The sequence below is a fragment of the Salinarimonas rosea DSM 21201 genome (assembly GCF_000429045.1).
In the GTDB taxonomy this organism is placed as follows: domain Bacteria; phylum Pseudomonadota; class Alphaproteobacteria; order Rhizobiales; family Beijerinckiaceae; genus Salinarimonas; species Salinarimonas rosea.
This window is the reverse complement of sequence record NZ_AUBC01000024.1, coordinates 1-19000: the sequence shown is the minus strand read 5'-3', so window position 1 is coordinate 19000 and position 19000 is coordinate 1. Positions and strand designations below refer to the sequence as shown.

Sequence of the window (19000 nt, the reverse complement as noted above, 5' to 3'; positions counted from 1 at the left end):
GCTCGCGCTCCAGGGGAGCTGAACCATGACCGCTGTCACCACCATCCGGGAGACCCGGGCTCGGAGCGGGGCCCACGACTCGCTCGTGCCGATCGAGCGAAGCCTGCGCGCCGCCGTGGCGCTGCCGCTCGGGGTCGCGGTGCGCCGTCGGCGCGCCCTTTGGGAAGGCCGCAGCACGCGCCGACGGCTGCGCGGGGCGGTGAGGAACGACGCGCGCCCGCTCGGCCGCGACGATCTGCACGAGCTCCTGCGCCGGTACGAGCGACCGCGCTTGTTCTCCTACTCCGCCGAGGACTTCGTCGCGCGCGGCGAGGAGCGCGCCGCCTTCCTCGACGCGCTGCCGGCGCCGTCCGGCGGCTGGGGCGCGCGGCGCAGCCTCGAGATCGGCTGCATGGACGGCATGGTATCCGCCGGGCTCGCCCGCCGTGGCTGGGACGCGATCGCCATCGACCCCGCATCCGACGCCTTCGACCAGCGGGCGAGAGACGCCGGCGCCTCTCTGCGGTGCATGCACGCCGAGGCGCTGGATCTGCCCGACGACAGCATCGACCTCGCGTTCTCCTACGACGCCTTCGAGCACGTCGCCGACCCGGCCGTCGCATTCCGCGAGGTCCTGCGGGTCGTGCGCCCGGGCGGGCTCGTCTACCTGAACTTCGGGCCGCTCTACAATTCGCGCCTGGGCCTGCACGCCTACCGCCAGATCCCGATTCCGTTCTGCCAGTTTCTCTTCGATCGCGAGACGCTCGACGCCTACTGCCGCGAGAACGAGCTGCGGCCGATCAAGTACGAGCAGCTCAACGGCTGGTCTCTCGCGCGCTTTCGTGCCCTGTGGCGCGAGGAGCGCGCGCACATGCGGCCGCTTCGCTATGTCGAGACCTTCTCCAGCGAGGGAATGGACCTCGTCGAACGCTATCCGGAGCTGTTCCGCCGAGACGGCCTCGACTACGAGGAGCTCGCCTGCGAGAATATCGAGGCCCTCTTCGAGGTCCGGTCGTGACGGTTGTCGACGGGCGGATGCGCGGGCTCGCCGGCGTCGCCCGCGGCGCCGCGCGCCTCGCCCGCGGGGTCGGGCGGCGCGGGAAGATGGGCTGGCGCGCGCGGCGCTTCCCGCGCCGCGGCGAGCGCCTGCTCGCCGGCATCGCGCGCGACCCCGCGCCGCGCGAGGCCTTCGACGATCTCGTCCGCTATTTCGCGCTCGGCTTCCAGCGCCACCGCACCAGCGGCGGCGCGGGCGCCGACTATCCCGGCTTCCCGAACGCCTACGAGCCGCGCAACGATCGCCTGGAGGGCTTCGCCCGCATCGCGCCTTTGCTCGCGGCCTGGTGCGCCTCGGGCCGCCCGCACGTCATTCCCCTCCTCGGCGGAGAGACCCTCGACGCCCGCGAGACCGTGGCGCGCGGGATCGTCACCGGGACCGACCCGACGCACCCGGAATACTGGGGCGCCTTTTCCCGAGACAAGGACCAGCGGATGGTCGAGGCGGCCGACGTTGCGCTCGCGCTGTGGCTCCTGCGCGCGGAGGTCTGGGACACGCTCGACCGGGCGCGGCAGGACACGATCTTGGATTGGTTCTCCGGCTTCGCGCGCTATGCGACGCCCGAGAGCAACTGGCACCTCTTCGCCGTGCTGGTGGACCGCGTGTTCGCCGCCCTCGGCCGGCCGGGCCTGGTGCCGGACGCGCGCGAGCGCTTCGCCCGGATCGAGGGCTTCCATCTGGGCGACGGCTGGTTCGAGGACGGTCCCGGCGGCGCCGTCGACTACTACAGCGCCTGGGGCTTCCACTACGCGCTCTCCTGGATCGACCGCATCGACCCGGGCTTCGCCCCCCACTTCATCCGCCCCTGCCAGCGCGCCTTCCTCGAGAGCTACAGGTACCTCGTCGGGCCCCACGGCATCCCGGTGATGGGGCGCTCGATCCCGTACCGCATCGCCGCGGCGGCGCCGCTCGTCTTCGGCCAGAGCACCGACCCCGATCTCGTCGGCCCGGGGGAAGCACGCCGGGCGCTCGCGACGACGTGGCGCTACTTCGCGGCGCGCGGAGCCCTGCGCCACGGCGTCCCGACGCAGGGCTACTTCGCACGCGACCTGCGTCTCCTCGAGCGCTATTCCGGGCCCGCGAGCCCGCTCTGGTCGCTGCGCTCGCTGATCGCGGCGTATGCGCTGCCGGAGACGGACGCCTTCTGGACGGAGCCGGAGGCGCCGCTTCCGGCCGAGCGAGGGGCCTTCGACATCATGGCCGCCGCGGGCCGCTGGAGGATACGGGGCGAGCCGGACGAGAGGCGCGTCACGATCGAGATCCTGGACAATCCGCCGGGCGCCGCGCCGCCGCTCGAGCCCTTCGGCCCTGTCGACCAGATCCGCTCGCTCGCCTTCGGGCATCCCGCCAGGCCCTGGAACGCCGCGGCCAAATACGGTGGGCGCCGCTACCCGTCGCACCCGCCATTCTTCGCGTAGGTCCGCTTCCGCCCCGCCCCACCTCCCCTCGCCCGAGGCGCAGGCATCGCTGAACCCGGCCGCGCCCACGGCGTTCGCTGTCGAGCCCCGTCCCGCATCAGGAACCCCGAGACCGCATGCTCGATCGCACCGCCATCCGCTCGCCCGCGCCCCGCGGATCATCGGCCCGTGCGCTGAAGATCGCCTTCCGCGTCGGCCGCTTCCCGACCCTGAGCGAAACCTTCGTCGCGCGCCAGGTGGCGGGGATGGTGGCGCGCGGCCACGACGTCTCGGTTCTCGCCGACGAGCGGGCCGGCGATCCCGCGACCTCCCCGATCGCCTTCGACCCGGACCTGCGGATCGCGACGACGCGCCCGCGCCGGCCCGCCCTGGCCCGCCTGCAGGGACGCCTGCCCTGGCGCGTGCGGCGCGGCCTCGAGGCGGCGATCGAGCGGCGAGCCTGCGCCGCCCAGGACGTCGTCGTGTGCAACTTCGGCTGGTTCGGCGCCGCGCTCGCCCAGGCGACCCGCCGGCGCCGTCGACAGGCGAAGCTCGTCACGATCTTCCATGGCGACGACGTCTCGCGCGCGCTCACCTCGCCGCGCATCTACGACGACCTGTTCGCCCGTGGCGATCTCTTCCTCGCCGTCAGCGAGATGTGGCGCGCGCGCCTGACCGCGCTCGGCGCGCCCCCGCAGCGGACCTTCGTGCACCGCATGGGCGTCGACCTCGCGAGCCTGCGCTACGCGCCCCGTCCGGCGAGCCGCCCGGTGCGCCGGATCGTGACCGTGGGCCGGCTCGTCGAGAAGAAGGGCACCGAGTTCCTGCTGCGCGCCCTCGCCCGCGCGCGGCGCGAGGAGCCCGATCTCGAGCTGACGATCGTCGGCACCGGCCCGCTCGAGGCGGACCTGAAGGCGCTCGCCTCGACGCTCGGGCTCGACGACGCCGTGCGCTTCCGCGGCGCGCTCCCGCACGATGCGGTGCGCGCCGAGCTCGCCGAGGCCGACGTGTTCGCGCTGCCGAGCGTCACCGCGCGGGACGGCGACATGGAAGGCATACCGGTCTCGCTGATGGAGGCCATGGCGGCGGGCCTGCCCGTCGTCTCCACGCGGCACAGCGGCATTCCCGAGCTGATCGGGGACGGCGAGGAGGGCCTCCTCGCGCCCGAGCGGGATCCCGACACGCTGGCAGACCATCTCGTCCGCCTCGTGCGCGACGCGGACGCCCGCGCCGGCTTCACCGAGAAGGCGCGCCGGCGCATCGAGGCGCAATTCGACAACGAGGCCCTCAACGACCGCCTGGAAGCCATGCTGCTCGCGCTCGCGGACGGCAGGCGGCCCGCCGGAGCGGAGCGATGAGCGGCGGGAGCATGGGAAGCATGGACAGGACGACCGTCGTCATCCCCACCTACGAGCGTGCGGCCTACCTCCGCGCCGCCATCGACTCGGTGCTCGCGCAGACGCGGCCCGTCGACGAGATCCTCGTCGTCGACGACGCCTCGACCGACGGGACGGACGCGGTCGTCGCGACCTACGGTGACCGTGTCACCTACCTGCGCAAGGACGCCAACACGGGCAAGTCGGCCTCGCTCAACCTCGCCATCGCACGTGCGGCGCATCCGCTGATCTGGATCGTCGACGACGACGACCTGGCGCGGCCCGACGCCCACGAGCGGCTCGCCGGGCTGCTCGCCGCCGATCCCGACGCCGGTTTCGCCTACGGGCGCCACGAACGCTTCGTCGAGGAGCCCGGCACCGGTGCCCGCCGCATGCTCGGCACGGGCTATTGGCGCGCCGCGGCGCCCGACGATTTCCTCGTCGCGACGCTCGAGGACTTCTTCGCCCACCAGCCCGGCATGCTGGTGCGCAAGAGCCTCTACGAGACGGTCGGGCCGTTCGACACGCGTCTCACCCGCAGCCAGGACTACGAGATGGCGATCCGCCTCGCGCGTGCGGCGCGCCCCGCCGTGACCGAGGCGGTGGTCTTCGACCAGCGCGTCCACGACGGCGCCCGCGGCTCGCAGACGGACAGGTTCGAGGCCGGATCGGCGCAGCGGCGCTGGCTCGAGGCCGATCAGCGGATCTTCCGGGAGGTCTACCGCTCCTTCCCGTTGAGCGCCTATCTCCCCGGCGCGCCGGCCGACCTCGACGCCGCGCAGACGCGCCGGGCGCTGATCCAGCGCGGCGTGATCATGGCGCGCAAGCGCCTCTGGCGCGAGGCGACCCGCGACTTCCGCGCGGCGCTGCGGCTGGGCCGCAGCCCGCTCTCGTCCGAGGAGCGTGCGATCCTGGCGCGCGCCTTCGGCTCGAAATACGGCGTGGCGGACGTGCTCGAGGACGCCGGCGCCCGCCGCTCGCTCGCGGCGCTCGCGCGCTCGCGAGGCGGCGCTGGGCTGGGCGCCGGTCTCGCGCGCGGGCTGCGCTGGCGGGTCCGCGAGGCGGCGACGGGCGGCCGGCTGCGCGAGGCGGCGCTGACGCTCTCGCTGATGCTCGCGCTCGCGTCCGGTGCGGCGGTCGCGTTCGGCCCGGCCCTCCTGCGCCGCGCGCGTTGAGGCGCCGGGCCCAGGAGGGCCACGCGCAGGAGGAGGACCGCACGCGATGGCGGCCGGTCAGTGCCGGCCGACGCTGGCGTAGGAAATGCCCATCGCGCGCATCTCCTCGGGACGGTAGACGTTGCGCAGGTCGACGACGACCGGCGCCGCCATGATGCGCGCCAGACGCGCGAAGTCGAGCGCGCGATAGGCGTTCCATTCGGTGACGATCACCGCCGCGTCGGCGCCCTCGGCGCAGGCATAGGCGTCCGGCGCATAGGTGACGCCGTCGAGCACCTTCCTCGCCTGCTCGACGCCCTCCGGATCGGTCGCGACCACCGTGGCCCCGCCGTCCTGCAGCGCCTGGACCACGGCGATGGAGGGCGCGTCGCGCATGTCGTCGGTGTTGGGCTTGAAGGTCAGCCCCAGCACCGCGATCCGCTTGCCGCGCACGGAGCCGCCGCAGGCGGCGATCACCTTGCGGCCCATGGCGCGCTTGCGCTGGTCGTTGACCGCCGCCACCGTCTCGACGATGCGCACCGGGCATTCCGCGTCCTGCGCGGTCTTGATCAGGGCGAGCGTGTCCTTGGGGAAGCACGAGCCGCCGTAGCCCGGGCCGGCGTGGAGGAACTTCGGACCGATGCGGTTGTCGAGCCCGATGCCGCGGGCGACGTCCTGCACGTCGGCGCCGACCTTCTCGCACAGGTCCGCGATCTCGTTGATGAAGCTGATCTTGGTGGCGAGGAAGGCGTTGGCCGCGTACTTGGTCAGCTCGGCCGTGCGCCGCGAGGTGACGATCACGGGCGCCTGGTTGAGGTACAGCGGCCGGTAGAGTGCGCGCATCACGTCCGCGGCGCGCTCGTCCTCGGCGCCGACCACGATCCGGTCCGGTCGCTTGAAGTCGTCGATCGCCGCGCCTTCGCGCAGGAACTCCGGGTTGGAGACGACGGCGAACTCGGCGTCCGGCCGCTCCTCGCGGATGATCCGCTCGACCTCGTCGCCGGTCCCGACCGGCACCGTCGACTTCGTCACCACAACGGTGTAGCCGCGCATGGCGTGCGCGATCTCGCGGGCGGCGGCGGTGACGAAGGACAGGTCCGCGTGCCCGTCGCCGCGCCGCGACGGCGTGCCGACCGCGATGAAGGCGACCTCGGCGTCCGCGACGGCCTCCGTCAGGTCCGTCGCGAAGGCGAGCCGCCGCTGCTGGACATTGCGGCGCACGAGGTCCTCGAGCCCCGGCTCGTAGATCGGCATCCGGCCCGCCTCGAGCGCGGCGATCTTCTCCGGGTCCTTGTCCACGCAGCAGACCTCGTGGCCGAACTCGGCGAAGCAGGCCCCAGACACCAGGCCTACGTAGCCCGAACCGATCATCGCGACGCGCATGTCGCACTCCCTTCCCTTGAAAACGTATCCGACCATGACGTCGCAGGACGTGAAAAGTTTCCGAGCCCGCGCGCCACGCTGGGGAGCGTTCGCCGCATGCGACGTCGCCCGCACGCCAATTGCGGCGCGGACCGGAGACGGGGCGGCCGAGCCGGGAACTCTCCGTCCGTCGAGCAATTGACCACTCGCCCGCACGCGCGCCGCAGCGCTCGGTCGCATGTCCTATCGATCCGGAGGCACGATGATCCCGACGCTCGCCGTCATGAAACGCGTCGCGGCGGTGCTGCCCGGCGCTCGGGGCGCCAGGCTGCGCGACGGCGTCGGCGTCGGCTACGAGATGGCGCCGTTCGTCCCGCCGACGCGCATTGCGCTGCGAACCGGGTTGTGGCCGCGGCTGACGATCCTGGCCTGGCCGGACCGGCCCTCGCGCTACCAGGCCCTGTTCAAGCTGTGCGCCGTGAACGGCTATCGGATCACGACACGGCCCGAGGAGCCCCACGACCTGTTCTGGTACAGCTGCTACCACCTGGACCAGCACCCTTCCCCCCCGCCGGAGCCGGGCGTGAACGTGCGCTGCCGCGACGTCTCCAAGCGGCGGGTGGGACAGGTCTTCGAAGAGGTGTTCGGCTATTCGCTGACGGTCGACCCCACCCGGCACGAAGGGCTCCTCGTGGAGAAGGCCGACACGAACCATTCCTTCGAGGGACGGATCGTGGAGGGCCCGATGCGGCCCGAGGACGTCCGGCGGGACCGGGTGTATCAGCGCTTCATCGATACCACGGAGGGGGGGCAGGCGCTCGATCTGCGCGTCCCGATCTACGGCGGGACCATTCCCGTCGTCTACGAGAAGCGCCGCCCCATCGACGCCGATCTCAAGGACGTGCGCACCGCGCGCATGGCGGCGCCCGAGGCGGTCTTCACGGACCGTGAGCGCGCGAACATTCTCCGCTTCGCGGAGGCCATGGAGCTCGACTACGCCGAGATCGACGTGCTGCGCGACAAGGGCGACGGCCGCATCTACGTGGTCGACGCCAACAACACGCCCGCAGGCCCGCCCAAGCAGATGTCCCGCGCCGAGATCGCGCAGGCGCTGCACCTGCTCTCGCCGGCCTTCACGGCGCTCGTCGAGGCCGCGCGCGAGGCTCGCGGACGATCTCCCGCGTGACGGCGCGCCGAGCGGTGCGGACGGGCTTCGAGGTTCGACGACGGCCGTGAGGCGCGTCCCCGACGTCCGGGCTCAGGCCTGTCCTCTGCGGACGCGCGTCACGTTCCTCAGCATGCGCGAGAGGTCTTCGGCCGAATAGGGCTTCTTGAGCAGCTCGAAGCCGTGCCGCCCCTCCTCGGCCAGCACGTGACTGTAGCCGGACGTCAGCACGACGGGCAGCCCGGGATGCCGGCGCCGAATCTCCTCGCCGAGCTCGATCCCGCTCATGCCCGGCATGACGACGTCCGAGAACACCACGTCGAAGCCGTTCGTCTCGGCGAGGAGACCGAGCGCCTCGCTTCCGTTGCAGGCGAGGGTCGGCTCGTATCCCAGGTCCTGGAGGATCTGGGTCGAGAAGCGTCCGACCTCGCCGTTGTCCTCGACCACCAGAACCCGCCTTCCGCGCCCATGCGCCTCGACGGGGGCTGCGGCCGCATCGCCCACCGCCAGGTCGCGCTCCGGCTCGCCGTCGACACGCGGCAGGAAGAGCGTGAAGGTCGTGCCTCGACCGACTTCGCTCTCCACCAGGACGTCGCCGCCCGACTGCTTGACGAATCCGAACACCTGGCTCAGGCCCAGGCCCGTGCCCTTGCCGACTTCCTTCGTCGTGTAGAACGGCTCGAAGATCCGCTCCAGCTTCTCGGCCGGAATGCCCGAACCGGTATCGGACAGCCCGACGCACACGAAGTCACCGGCTTTCGCCGCGTGGCCCCGGATCGCCGGCACCTGCCCGGCGCGGTGGACCGTCACCGTGAGCGCGCCCTCGCCGTCCATGGCATCACGCGCGTTCACGGCCATGTTGACGAGCGCCGTCTCGAACTGGCTGACGTCCGCCATGACCCAGCACGGCTCGGCCGACACGTCCGAGACGATCGGCACCCGCGCGCCGACGATGGTGGCGAGCATCTCGGTGATCGCCTGGATGCGCGCCGCGACGTCGAATGCCTCCGGCTTGAGCGACTGACGGCGCGCGAAGGCGAGGAGCTGCGCCGTCAGCTTGGCGCCGCGATCGACGGTCTCGGAGATCGCGTCCACGTAGCGCCGACGGCGCTCGTCGGGAAGATTGGGGCGGCGCAGCAAGTCGCTGGAGGTCTTGATGATGGTGAGGAGGTTGTTGAAGTCGTGCGCCACGCCGCCGGTGAGCTGGCCCACGGCTTCCATCTTCTGCGCTTGCCGCAATTGCTCCTGAGCCGCTTCCAGCTCCGCCTGCCGCGCTTTTTCCGCCGTGATGTGACGGCCCGTCGCGTAGATCAACCCGTCCTCGGGCGGCGCCGTGATCCAGGAAATCCAGCGATAGCCGCCGTCCTTGTGCCGGTAGCGGTTCTCGAGCGGGGGCACCGGGCCCCTCGCCGCGTGGACTAGCGCCTTCTCGGTGTGCTCGACATCGTCGGGATGGACGAAGTCGTCGAGGCGGACGCCGACGAGCTCGTGCTCCTCGTAGCCCAGCACGGACGTCCAGGCGGGGTTCGTCCGGCGCAAGACGCCATCGAAGCCGACCACCAGCAGCAGGTCCGGGGAGATCCGCCAGATCCTGTCCCGCTCGGCCGTCCGCGCCTTCAATTCCTCGGCCCGTTGCTTCTCGGCCGTCACGTCGCGGGTGGTCGAGTAGAGCTTGCCGCCCTCCGGAACCGCCATCCACGAGAGCCAACGCCAGTCTCCCGCGCGCGTCCGGTAGCGCGTCTCGAACCGAAGCACGGGGTCGCCCGCCTGCGCCGATGCGAACGCCTCGAGGCTCGCGCCCAGATCGTCCGGGTGGATGTGGTCGGCGAAGGCCCGGCCCTCGAGCTCGTCGACCGCCCATCCGAGCGCCGCCGTCCACGCCGGGTTGACCTTGTCGAACCTCGCGGTCGCGAGATCGATGGCGGAGAGGAGATCGTGGCTCACCTGCCAGAGCTTGCCGCGCTCGTGCGCGCGTTCGACCACCTGTCGTTCGAGGTCGGCGTTGAGGTCGCGCAGGCGAACCTCCATCTCCCGCCGCTCGTCGATGTCGATCACCGAACCGATGTAGCCGAGGAACTCCCCGTGGGCGGAAAAGCGGGGCGCCGCCGTGTCGATCGCCCAGCGGTAAGCACCGTCCCTGCGCCGCAGGCGATACTCGATCTGGAACGGTGTCTTCGACGCATTGGCCTCGCGGAGCACGCGCTCCGCTCCGTGCCGGTCCTCGGCATGGATCGCGCCGGTCCACCCGTGGCCCAGGGCCTCCTGCTCGCTCCCGCCAGTGAACTCGTACCAGAGGCGGCTCAGGTAGGTGTAGGAGCCGCTCTGGTCCGTCACCCACAGCATGACCGGGGCGTTGTCGGCCATGTTCCGGAAGCGCGCCTCGCTCTCGCGCAGCTCGTTCAATCGGGCTCGCGCCTCGTACTGGCGACGCCGCGCGCGCAGGGCGGAGCGGGCCAGGCTGACGAGGGTGGTGGGGTGGAACGGCCGCTCCAGGAAGGTGACGTTGCCGAGGATGTCCAGGTAGCGCTTCGCGGCCGGGTTGCGCTCCAGGCCCGTCTGGCCGCTGGTCAGCAGCACGAAGGGAAGGTCCGACCATTCCTCCTGGTCGGCCAGCCACGCGGCGAGCGGGCACAGGTCGGCGGTGGCGAGGGCTTCCTCCGTCACCACTACGAACGCCGCGCCGGCGTCCAGCTCGCCGACCAGCTGCGGCAGCGACGAGCAGGCATGGCCGGCCAGCCCGGCTTCGGCCAGGACAACCGTGGCGATCGCAGCGTCCCGGCCTCGCGGAGCGAGGACCAGCGCCCGCTCGGAGACGGTGCTGCGCTTCACGTGCCCTCCGAGCGCGGTAGCGCGGATCTCTCGTCGACCAGCCTGGGGACTCCCCGCAGAACGCCGTGCAGATCGTTCAGGGGCTCGCCGAGGACGAGGCCCCGGCTGCCGATACGGAACTCGCGGATGGTGTCCTCGTGCGCGCCCGTCCGCTTCTTCACGATCGAGATCGCTCGACGAATGCGGCCCGCGATCTCGAAGTAGCGCAGCAGCACCACCGTGTCGGCGAGGTAGGTCACGTCGACCGGTGTCTTCATGTCGCCGACGAGCCCGTGCTGCGCGACGGTGAGAAAGGTCGTGGCGCCCTGACGGTTCAAGTACTGCAGCAGCTCGTGGATGTGCAGGATCAGCTGATGCTCGCCGGGCATCGCGGCCTGGTATCCGTTCAGGCTGTCGATCACGACGGTCTCGGCCCTGCCGGTCTCCACGGAGCGCCGCACACGCTCCGAGAACTCGCCCGGGGTCAGCTCGGCCGCGTCGACCTGCTCGATCTGGAGCAGCCCGGCGTCGACCATCGCCTGCAGGTCGATGCCGAGGTTCTTCGCCCGGTCGAACAGCAGACCGAGCTCCTCGTCGAACACGAACATGGCCGCGCGCTCGCCACGCTCGACGGCGGCCTGCACGAAGGTCAGCGTCGCCAGCGACTTGCCCGTCCCGGCCGGACCCAGGATCAAGATGCTGGAACCCCGCTCCAGGCCGCCGCCGAGGAGCGCGTCGAGCTCGGGCGAGCCGCTCTTGAGCACGTCCCGCGCGAAGCCCCTCTTGTGCTCGGCCGAAACGAGGCGCGGAAACAGGCGAACGCCGCCCGTCGCGATGGTGAAGTCGTGAAAACCGCCCCGGAAGCGCCGCCCACGATATTTCAGAACCCGCATCCGACGCCGCTCCGCACCGTACTCGGGCGCCATCTCCTCCAGGCGGATCACGCCGTGCGCGACGCTGTGCACGGTCTTGTCGTTGATCTCGGTGGTGAGGTCGTCGAGCAGCAGCACGGTCGCGCCGGCCCGTGCGAAGTAGTGCTTCAGGCTCAGGATCTGCCGGCGGTAGCGCAGCGAGCTCTGCGCGAGCAGCCTGATCTCGGAGAGGCTGTCGAGCACGACCCTGTGCGGCTTCACGCGCTCGAACGCCTCGAAGATCCGCTTCGTCGTCTCGCCCAGCTCGAGGTCCGACGAGTACAGCAGGCTCTGCTGTTGATCCTCGTCGAGCAGGTTCTCGGGCGGGAGGAGCTCGAACACCTCGATGCCGGAGAGATCCCAGCCGTGCGAACCCGCGCCGGAGCGCAGCTCGTCCTCGTTCTCCGAGAGGGTGATGTAGAGCGAGCGCTCGCCGGCTTCGGCTCCCGCGAGCAGGAACTGCGTCGCGACCGTCGTCTTGCCTGTACCCGGCGCGCCTTCCAAGAGGAACACCCGTCGACGTTCGAGCCCGCCGCCGAGCACGTCGTCGAGGCCGCCGATACCTGTCCTCGCTTGCTCTTCGATCTTCTCCGACACCTGAAGTCCTCTCCCCACGCGTCCGCCGAGCAATAGCACATCGGTCCCGGAGCCACAGCTTCGCCCGAGGGTGATGTGGCAGGCGCGCGGCGGCTGCCTCCCTCGGGTCCTCGGCGCCGCGGCGAGCGGAGCTATGCACATGATGCCGATCGTCCGCTCGAGGTTCCCGACGAGGACCGAGAGGCTCATTCCGGCGCCGACGCTCCCGAGCCGTCGGCGAGGAGCGGCGCCGTTCGCATCCGCCGCTTCGGGCCGCCGGATTGGGCACGACGGTCTTCACGTGGATCGCTGGCGGAGGCTCGGCCCCCCGGCCGAACGAGCTCCGCAGCGCGATCCGCCCTACAGCCCGAGATAGGCCTTCCTCACGAGCGGGTGCCCCTGGAGCTCGGCGGCAGATCCCTCGAGCGCCAGACGCCCGTTCTCGAGCACGTAGGCACGGTCGCAGACCGCGAGCACCTGCTTGACGTTCTGCTCCACGAGAAGGATCGGCAGGCCGGTATGCGCCACGCGCCGGATCGCGGCCATCACGTCCTTCACGAGCCGCGGCGCGAGGCCGATGCTCGGCTCGTCCATGATCATCATCTTCGGGCGCAGCATCAGCGCGCGGGCGATCGCGACCATCTGCTGCTGGCCGCCCGAGAGCTGGCCGGCGGGGGCGTCCATGTGCGCGTCGAGCTCGGGAAACAGCGCCCGCACCTCCTCGAGGCTCCGCGCCCGCGCGGCCCGGGCGGCCGGCAGGGTCGCGCCGACGAGCAGGTTCTCGCGCACGCTCATGTTCGGGAAGAGCTGGCGGCCCATCGGCACGTGCGCGAGGCCCCTCGCGGCCATCTGATGCGGCGCGGCCGCGCGGATCGCCTCGCCGTCGAAGACGATGCGCCCGCCAAAGGGGGTGATCATGCCCGAGATGGCGCGCAGGATCGTGGACTTGCCGCTGCCGTTGCCGCCGACGAGCCCGACGAGCTCGCCCGCGCCGACGTGCAGCGAGACGTCGGTGACGACCTGCAGCGCGCCGTAGCCGAGATCGACGTTCTCGACGGAGAGGATGGGAGACGTGAACTCCTGCGGCATCAATCGGTCCCCAGATAGGCCTCGATCACGCGCTCGTCGCGCATGACGGCCTCGGGCGCCCCCTCGGCGATCTTGGCGCCGCTCGCCATGACGATGACGTGATCGGACAGCTCGACGATGGCCTCCATGATGTGCTCGACCATCAGCACGGCGAGGCCCTTTCGGCTCAGCTCCGACACGAAGGCGATCATCTCGCGCAGGGCGGGCGGGTTGAGGCCCGCCATCACCTCGTCGAGGAAGATCACCCGCGGGCGCGTCGCGAGCGCCTTGGCGAGCTCGAGCCGTCGCCGCCGGGCGAGGTTGAGGTCGCCCGCCGGCTGATCGGCGCGGTCGCCGAGGCCGACCTGCTCGAGCGTCTCCCGGGCGAGGCGCTCGGCGCCGGACCGTCGCGGCTCGTGCAGGAACGCCGCCACCAGCACGTTCTCGAGCACGGTCAGCTCCTCGAACGGCCGTTCCGTCTGGAAGGTGCGGCCGCATCCGGCGCGGGCGCGCTCGTGCGGGGCGAGCCGGGTGATGTCGCGGTCGAACAGGCTCACGCGCCCGCTCTCGGGCGTCACGTAGCCGGTCAGCGCGTTGAACAGGGTGGTCTTGCCGGCGCCGTTCGGGCCGATAAGCCCCAGGATCTCGCCCGGGGCGAGGGCGAGCGAGACGTCGCTCACGGCGACGTTGCCGCCGAAGCGGACGGTGAGGCCCTCAGCTCTGAGCGCGCTTGGCATAACGCCTCCGGATGGCTCTGCGCGTCGCCTCGCCGACGAGGCCGCGGGGCGCGAACAGGACGATGACGAGGATGAGCACGCCGTAGATGAGGAGATTCGCCTCGGCGAAGGTGGTGCGGAAGACCTCGCCCGAGCCGATCAGCACCATCGCGCCGGCGGCGGGTCCCCAGATCGTGCCGCGCCCGCCGATGATCGCGGTGAGCGCGATCTGCACCGAGAGGAGCAGATAGAACATCACGTGCGGCTCGAGGAACGACAGCACGATGCCGTAGAGGCCGCCGCCGAGCGCGGTGAGCGCGCCCGACAGCATGAAGGCCTTCAGCTTGGTGCGCTTCGGGTCGATACCCGCCGCCATGGCGGCGTCCTCGTCCTCGCGCACGGCGCGCAGCGCGTAGCCGAAGCGGCCGCGCGAGAGGGCGACGACGATGCCGATCACCAGCACCGCGAAGCCGAGCGCCAGCCAGTACTGCGTCTGCCGGTCGAAAAGGTCGAGGCCGAACGGCTCGGGCAGGGTCATGATGAAGACGCCCGTCGCCCCGCCGGTCAGCCAGCCCTCGTTGATGGCGACGAGACGCAGGATCTCGGCGAAGGCGATCGTCGAGAGCGTGAAGTACGGACCGCGCAGGCCGAAGGTCAGCCAGCCCCAGGCGAAGGCGAGCGCGGCCGCGACCGCCATCCCGAGAAGCGCCGACCACCAGGGCGCGAGACCGTATTCCGTCACGCCGATCGCGACGAAATAGGCGCCGAGGCCCACGAAGGCGGCGTGCCCGAGGCTGACCTGGCCGGCCCAGCCGCCGAGCACGTCCCAGGCGGTCGCCCAGCCGACGAAGAGCAGGATCGTGATCGCGATCGTGAGAGCGGACGGGAACAGGACGGGATAGGCGAGGCCGAGCGCGACGAAGGCGGCGAGGCCGAGGAGATGGGTTCTCATACCCGCTTCACCGTCTTGCCGAAGAGCCCCTCGGGGCGCAGCAGGAGCACGAGGAGAAAGGCGAGGAGGCCATAGGCGTCGCGGTATTCCGAGAGGAAGTAGGAGGCGCCGAGCACCTCGACGACGCCGAGCAGCAGCCCCCCGCCGATCGCCGCCCCCACCCGGCCGAGGCCGCCGAGGACGGTGACCACGAAGGCCTTGAGCGTGAAGATCGCGCCGGTGAAGGTCGGCGTGGCGAAGAGGAGCGGGATCAGCGTCACGCCGGCGGTGACGGCCAGCGCCGTGCCCATGCCGAAGACGAAGCTCTGGACCCGGCGCGTGTCGATGCCGACGAGCTCGGCGCCGAGCCGGTTCTCGGCGGTGGCGCGCACGGCCCGTCCCCGCTCGGTGCGCTCCAGGAACCAGTAGAGCGCGCCGATCATGGCGGTGGTCGCGGCGCCGGCGGCGAGGAGCACGACCGACAGGTTGACCTCGCCGATCCGCACGGTGTCCGAGGCGTAGGGCACCTGCACCGAGCGCGGCTCCCCGCCGAAGGTGAGGAGAAGCAGGTTGCCGATGATGAGCGACAGGCCGAGCGTCGCCAGCAGCGAGGATTCGGCCGGCGCATCGGCGATCGGGGCGAGGATCGCGCGCTCCACCACCATGCCGACGACGAACGCCACCGGCAGCGCGATGAGCAGCGACAGATACGGATCGAAGCCGAAGACGAGGTCGAACAGGACCGCGCCGTACATGCCGAGCACGACGAAGTCGCCATGGGCGAAGTTGATCGTGCGCATCACCCCGAAGACGAGGGTGAGGCCGACCCCGATCAGCGCATAGACGCCGCCGATCAGGAGGCCGTTGGCGAGGTTCTGGATGAAGATGGCGAGGTCGAGCACCGGATCGCGCGCTCCGAGACGGCGCGCCGGCGCGATGCGCGCCGGCGCGGGGACGATCGTTGGGGCGGCCGGACCCGCCTGGGGCCCGGCCGGGACGAAGGACCGATCAGCGCTCCGACCAGGGCGGCGTCGGATGGCGCGCCTCGGCGGCCGCGAGATCGTCGGGGAACACGGTCACGTGATCGCCGTCCTGGATCTGGAGGACGAGGCTGCGGATCGGGTTCTGGTTCTGGAAGCCGTCGTAGTCCTCGAAGGTCACGGTGGTCACCGGGGTCTCCAGATCGGTCGCCGCGAGCGCCTCGCGCACCGCCGCACGGTCCGTCGAGCCCGCGCGCTGCAGCGCGTCGGCGGCGACCTTGAGGGCGAGGTAGCCCTCCGCCTCGTAGAAGGACGGCTCGGAGCCGGCCTTCGCCTTCAGGTCCTCGTAGAGCTGCTGGGCGCCGGGATACTGAACGTCCTTGCTCCAGCTCACCACGGTCGCGACGTTCTCGGCGAGATCCCCGACCTGGTCGACGAAGCTCGGCAGGGCCGCGGCGGTGTCGATGGCGATCACCTCGGCGTCGAGGCCGACCTCCTTCATCTGGCGCGTGATGGCGACGCCGTCCTCGGCATAGGAGACGATGTAGAGGACGTCCGGATCCTCGGCGCGGAAGCGGTTGAGGATCGGGCGGAAGTCGGTCACGCCCTGGTCGTAGGACTGGTCCGCGACGATCTCGTAGCCGCGCTCCTCGGCCAGCTCGCGCCCCGTCTCGGCCAGCGAGGTCGGCCAGGCGCCATTGCCGTAGAGGAACCCGACGGTCTCGAGCGGGACGTCCGGATGCGTCTCGCGCAGGAAATCGAAGTAGTCGAAGTAGGCCTTCGCGACGATGGAAGAGTTGTGCTTGGCGCGGAAGACCCACTCCGAGCCCGGCTTGGTGATCGAGTTGTCGGCGCTGCCGAGCACCAGGAGCGGCACCTCGCGCCGGGTCAGGAACTGCGCCATCGGCCCGGTGATCGAGGAGGCGTAGGAGCCGATGATCAGCGGCACGCCGCGGGCGTCGAGCTGCTCGGCGGCGGCGAGCGCGCTCTGCGCCTCGGAGCGGTCGTCCTGCCAGACGAGTTCGAGCGGCTCGCCGTCGACGCCGCCGGCGGCGTTGATCTCCTCGAGTGCCAGCTCCATGCCGGTGCGATAGCGCTCGCCGAAGGTGGCGAAGTTGCCCGACAGGCTGTTGACGACGCCGATCTCGACCGCCTGCGCCGGTACGGCGAAGGCGAGGGTGGTGGCCGCGAGAGCCGCTGCGATGCCGTATCTCATGCTTCCTCACCTCTGTCTTTTTCGGGTTGCGGACCGCGGTGCGCACGTCGCGGCGTCCGATCCGTGGGCCGAGCCTCGACCATCGGCGGTGGGGTAGGCCACTGCGAAAATGCGCCGAACGGATATGCGCCGGGCGCACGACCGCCGCGCCAGCGGCCTCCGGGCGGGCGCTCGGGCGGGCGCTCGGGCCGTGCGCGCATGCTTTGCAGCCGGCAGCCTGGGAAAAGCGTCACGCCCGTCTCGCGGCCGCTCCCCCTTGCGGGATCGCGGCGGGCGTCCGACGTTCCGCGGCCCATGCGCGAGAGGAGACCACGATGCCGAACGTCCCGGCGGACCCGTTGAACGGCATGAGCCTCGCGGATTTCGGCGCGGCGCTGCGCGCGGGCCGGACGACCAGCGAGGCCGTGACGCAGGCCTATCTCGCGCGGATCAACGCCCTCGACCCGCGGCTCGGCGCCTATCAGCACGTCGCCGCCGCGAGCACGCTGGCGAGCGCACGGGCAATCGACGCGCTCCTCGCCGCCGGTCACGATCTCGGGCCGCTCATGGGTGTGCCCGTCGCGATCAAGGACCTGTTCGCGGTCTCCGGCATGCCCACGACGGCGGGCTCGCGGCTCGACGTCGCCGATCTCGTCGGCGCGGAGGGCTCGCTCGTGCACCGGCTGAAGGAGGCGGGCTGCATCGTCCTCGGCAAGGTGAAGACGGTGGAGTTCGCGCTGGGCATCACCGGCGTCTCCGCACCGCACGGCACGCCGGTCAACCCGTGGGACCTGGACACGCCGCGGGTGCCGGGCGGCTCGAGCTCGGGCTCCGCGGTGGCGGTCGCCGCAGGCCTGTGCGCCTTCGCGCTGGGTTCGGACACCGGCGGATCGGTCCGCGTCCCGGCGGCGTTGTGCGGCGTCTTCGGCCTGAAGACGTCGCCGGGCGTGCTCGCGACCGACGGCGCCTTCCCGCTCGCGCCGCATCTCGACACGCCGGGATGGCTGACCCGGTCGGCCGCGGACGCCGCGCTCGTCCATGCGGCGGTGCTCGGCATCGCCCCGCCCCGCCCCGTCGACCTCGCCGGGCTGCGGATCGCGACGCCGGCGGACTATTTCTTCGACGATCTCGACCCGGCCGTCTCGGCGGCGGTGGCGGGCGCGATGGAGCGCTTGCGCGCGGCGGGGGCGCACCTACAGCCGGTTCCTTTCCCCGAGGCGGCGGAGCGGGAGCGCTATTTCCCGGTCGCGCTGCCGGCCTGCCTCGCCGCGAGCCTCGGGCGCGCGCGGATCGAGGCCGATGCGGGGCTGATGGACCCGGTGATCGCACGGCGCGCACTCTCGGGACTGGAGGTGCGGGCCGCCGACTACCTCGCCGCCGAGGCGCGACGCGCCGCCCATCGCCGGGAGGCGCTCGCGCGCTTCGCGCCGTTCGACGTCGTTCTCGCGCCCACGACAGCCACCGTCGCGCCGACGATCGCCGCCCTCGAGGACGTCGACGTCGGCCTCGCCTACGCGATGCAGATGACGCGCAACACCCAGCCGGGAAACTACCTCGACCTGTGCGCATCGAGTCTGCCGCTGCCGGTCGCGCCTGGGTCGCTCCCGGTCGGCCTGCAGCTGATGGCGCCTCCCCTCGCCGAGTCGAGGCTTCTCGGCGCGAGCCTCGCCGTGGAGACGCTTCTCGGCTCTCCCGCGCTTCCCCGGCTCGGCTGACGAGGACCGATCGGGAGCCCGGCCCCGGGCCGGTCGCCCGCCCGCCCGGTCTGCGCGCAAGCGCCGTGGCCCCTGCGCGGGGTGCGGCGGAGCCTGCGCGCGAGCCGTCCCGATCCGTCGCGGTCCCGATCCCGTCCCGGCCTGCGGACGGGAGCCCGACGCGCATGGCGCAAAGAAGAAGGCCGCCGAACCCTCTCGGGCGGCGGCCTTCTAAAAACCGGTGGTGGGCGCACTAGGGCTCTGGCCCCATAAACGGCAAAGCGGATTTGATCGGTCGAGCGTAGGATGATTCAACCTCCCTGATGGAGGGAGGATTCGATGCGCCGCCACGAGCTGACCGATGAGGAATGGGCGATCATCCAGCCGCTTCTGCCGAACAAGGTGCGCGGCGTGCCCCGGGTGGACGACAGGCGGGTTCTGAACGGCATCCTCTGGCGCTTCCGCACGGGTGCGCCCTGGCGGGACGTGCCCGAGCGCTACGGCCCGCGCACGACGCTCTACAACCGCTTCGTCCGATGGCGGAAAGCCGGCGTCTGGGACCGAATCCTCGACGCCGTCTCGGAGGCTTACGACGGCGACATCGTGATGATCGACAGTTCCTGCGTCCGCG

The 19000-nt window shown here is 71.5% G+C and carries 15 protein-coding genes; 7 read left to right on the top strand and 8 right to left on the bottom strand.

Going from position 1 to position 19000, the window contains the following annotated elements:
- Window positions 1-25 precede the first annotated feature (25 nt).
- From G407_RS30630 to G407_RS28235, 4 genes are all read left to right on the top strand, one after another.
- The gene (locus G407_RS30630) at window positions 26-997 is read left to right on the top strand and encodes a class I SAM-dependent methyltransferase (RefSeq protein WP_052341484.1); all 972 of its coding nucleotides are present in this window, start codon (window positions 26-28) and stop codon (window positions 995-997) included.
- Window positions 994-2454 (top strand): DUF2264 domain-containing protein, encoded by a 1461-nt coding sequence (locus G407_RS28245; protein WP_156917618.1) that lies wholly within the window; start codon window positions 994-996, stop codon window positions 2452-2454. The genes G407_RS30630 and G407_RS28245 overlap by 4 nt, the downstream gene beginning before the upstream one ends.
- 116 nt (window positions 2455-2570) lie before the next feature.
- A complete protein-coding gene (locus G407_RS28240) occupies window positions 2571-3791 on the top strand; it encodes a glycosyltransferase (RefSeq protein ID WP_052341482.1) in 1221 nt (406 codons plus the stop codon).
- 20 nt (window positions 3792-3811) lie between these two features.
- Window positions 3812-4984, top strand: a complete 1173-nt coding sequence (locus G407_RS28235) for a glycosyltransferase family 2 protein (protein ID WP_052341481.1) — start codon at window positions 3812-3814, stop codon at window positions 4982-4984.
- Window positions 4985-5041: 57 nt separating this feature from the next.
- Here G407_RS28235 and G407_RS0116855 read toward each other — a convergent pair whose 3' ends face one another.
- The gene (locus G407_RS0116855; protein WP_029031775.1) at window positions 5042-6346 is read right to left on the bottom strand and encodes a UDP-glucose dehydrogenase family protein; all 1305 of its coding nucleotides are present in this window, start codon (window positions 6344-6346) and stop codon (window positions 5042-5044) included.
- A 241-nt stretch (window positions 6347-6587) separates the two neighbouring features.
- Between G407_RS0116855 and G407_RS30625 the strand changes: the two genes are divergently transcribed.
- Window positions 6588-7511, top strand: a complete 924-nt coding sequence (locus G407_RS30625; RefSeq protein WP_052341480.1) for an ATP-grasp domain-containing protein — start codon at window positions 6588-6590, stop codon at window positions 7509-7511.
- Between the two features lie 72 nt (window positions 7512-7583).
- On the opposite strand, the gene G407_RS28225 is transcribed toward G407_RS30625, so the two are convergent.
- From G407_RS28225 to G407_RS0116815, 7 genes are all read right to left on the bottom strand, one after another.
- The gene (locus G407_RS28225; RefSeq protein WP_052341479.1) at window positions 7584-10319 is read right to left on the bottom strand and encodes a hybrid sensor histidine kinase/response regulator; all 2736 of its coding nucleotides are present in this window, start codon (window positions 10317-10319) and stop codon (window positions 7584-7586) included.
- The gene (locus G407_RS0116840; RefSeq protein ID WP_029031774.1) at window positions 10316-11806 is read right to left on the bottom strand and encodes an ATPase domain-containing protein; all 1491 of its coding nucleotides are present in this window, start codon (window positions 11804-11806) and stop codon (window positions 10316-10318) included. Before G407_RS0116840 ends, G407_RS28225 begins: the two co-directional genes overlap by 4 nt.
- Before the next feature lie 339 nt (window positions 11807-12145).
- Window positions 12146-12874, bottom strand: coding sequence for an ABC transporter ATP-binding protein (locus tag G407_RS0116835; protein WP_245259114.1), 729 nt, complete (start codon window positions 12872-12874; stop codon window positions 12146-12148).
- Window positions 12874-13590, bottom strand: coding sequence for an ABC transporter ATP-binding protein (locus G407_RS0116830; RefSeq protein ID WP_029031772.1), 717 nt, complete (start codon window positions 13588-13590; stop codon window positions 12874-12876). The genes G407_RS0116835 and G407_RS0116830 overlap by 1 nt, the downstream gene beginning before the upstream one ends.
- Window positions 13568-14521, bottom strand: coding sequence for a branched-chain amino acid ABC transporter permease (locus G407_RS0116825; protein ID WP_029031771.1), 954 nt, complete (start codon window positions 14519-14521; stop codon window positions 13568-13570). The genes G407_RS0116830 and G407_RS0116825 overlap by 23 nt, the downstream gene beginning before the upstream one ends.
- Window positions 14518-15402: a branched-chain amino acid ABC transporter permease gene (locus G407_RS0116820; protein ID WP_029031770.1), complete on the bottom strand. Its 885-nt coding sequence runs from the start codon at window positions 15400-15402 to the stop codon at window positions 14518-14520. Before G407_RS0116820 ends, G407_RS0116825 begins: the two co-directional genes overlap by 4 nt.
- A 106-nt stretch (window positions 15403-15508) precedes the next feature.
- Window positions 15509-16696 (bottom strand): ABC transporter substrate-binding protein, encoded by a 1188-nt coding sequence (locus G407_RS0116815; protein ID WP_029031769.1) that lies wholly within the window; start codon window positions 16694-16696, stop codon window positions 15509-15511.
- Window positions 16697-17010: 314 nt separating this feature from the next.
- Between G407_RS0116815 and G407_RS0116810 the strand changes: the two genes are divergently transcribed.
- Both G407_RS0116810 and G407_RS0116805 read left to right on the top strand, forming a co-directional pair.
- Complete coding sequence (locus G407_RS0116810; protein WP_029031768.1) at window positions 17011-18390, top strand: amidase; 1380 nt, start codon at window positions 17011-17013, stop codon at window positions 18388-18390.
- A gap of 318 nt (window positions 18391-18708) precedes the next feature.
- The coding region (locus G407_RS0116805; protein WP_029031767.1) for an IS5 family transposase at window positions 18709-19000 on the top strand (292 nt) is incomplete at its 3' end.

Coding starts and splice junctions, on each gene's coding strand:
- G407_RS30630 (WP_052341484.1), top strand. CDS start 26: ATGACCGCTGTCACCACCATCCGGGAGACCCGGGCTCGGAGCGGGGCC.
- G407_RS28240 (WP_052341482.1), top strand. CDS start 2,571: ATGCTCGATCGCACCGCCATCCGCTCGCCCGCGCCCCGCGGATCATCG.
- G407_RS28235 (WP_052341481.1), top strand. CDS start 3,812: ATGGACAGGACGACCGTCGTCATCCCCACCTACGAGCGTGCGGCCTAC.
- G407_RS0116855 (WP_029031775.1), bottom strand. CDS start 6,346: ATGCGCGTCGCGATGATCGGTTCGGGCTACGTAGGCCTGGTGTCTGGG.
- G407_RS30625 (WP_052341480.1), top strand. CDS start 6,588: ATGATCCCGACGCTCGCCGTCATGAAACGCGTCGCGGCGGTGCTGCCC.
- G407_RS0116835 (WP_245259114.1), bottom strand. CDS start 12,874: ATGCCGCAGGAGTTCACGTCTCCCATCCTCTCCGTCGAGAACGTCGAT.
- G407_RS0116830 (WP_029031772.1), bottom strand. CDS start 13,590: ATGCCAAGCGCGCTCAGAGCTGAGGGCCTCACCGTCCGCTTCGGCGGC.
- G407_RS0116825 (WP_029031771.1), bottom strand. CDS start 14,521: ATGAGAACCCATCTCCTCGGCCTCGCCGCCTTCGTCGCGCTCGGCCTC.
- G407_RS0116815 (WP_029031769.1), bottom strand. CDS start 16,696: ATGAGATACGGCATCGCAGCGGCTCTCGCGGCCACCACCCTCGCCTTC.
- G407_RS0116810 (WP_029031768.1), top strand. CDS start 17,011: ATGCCGAACGTCCCGGCGGACCCGTTGAACGGCATGAGCCTCGCGGAT.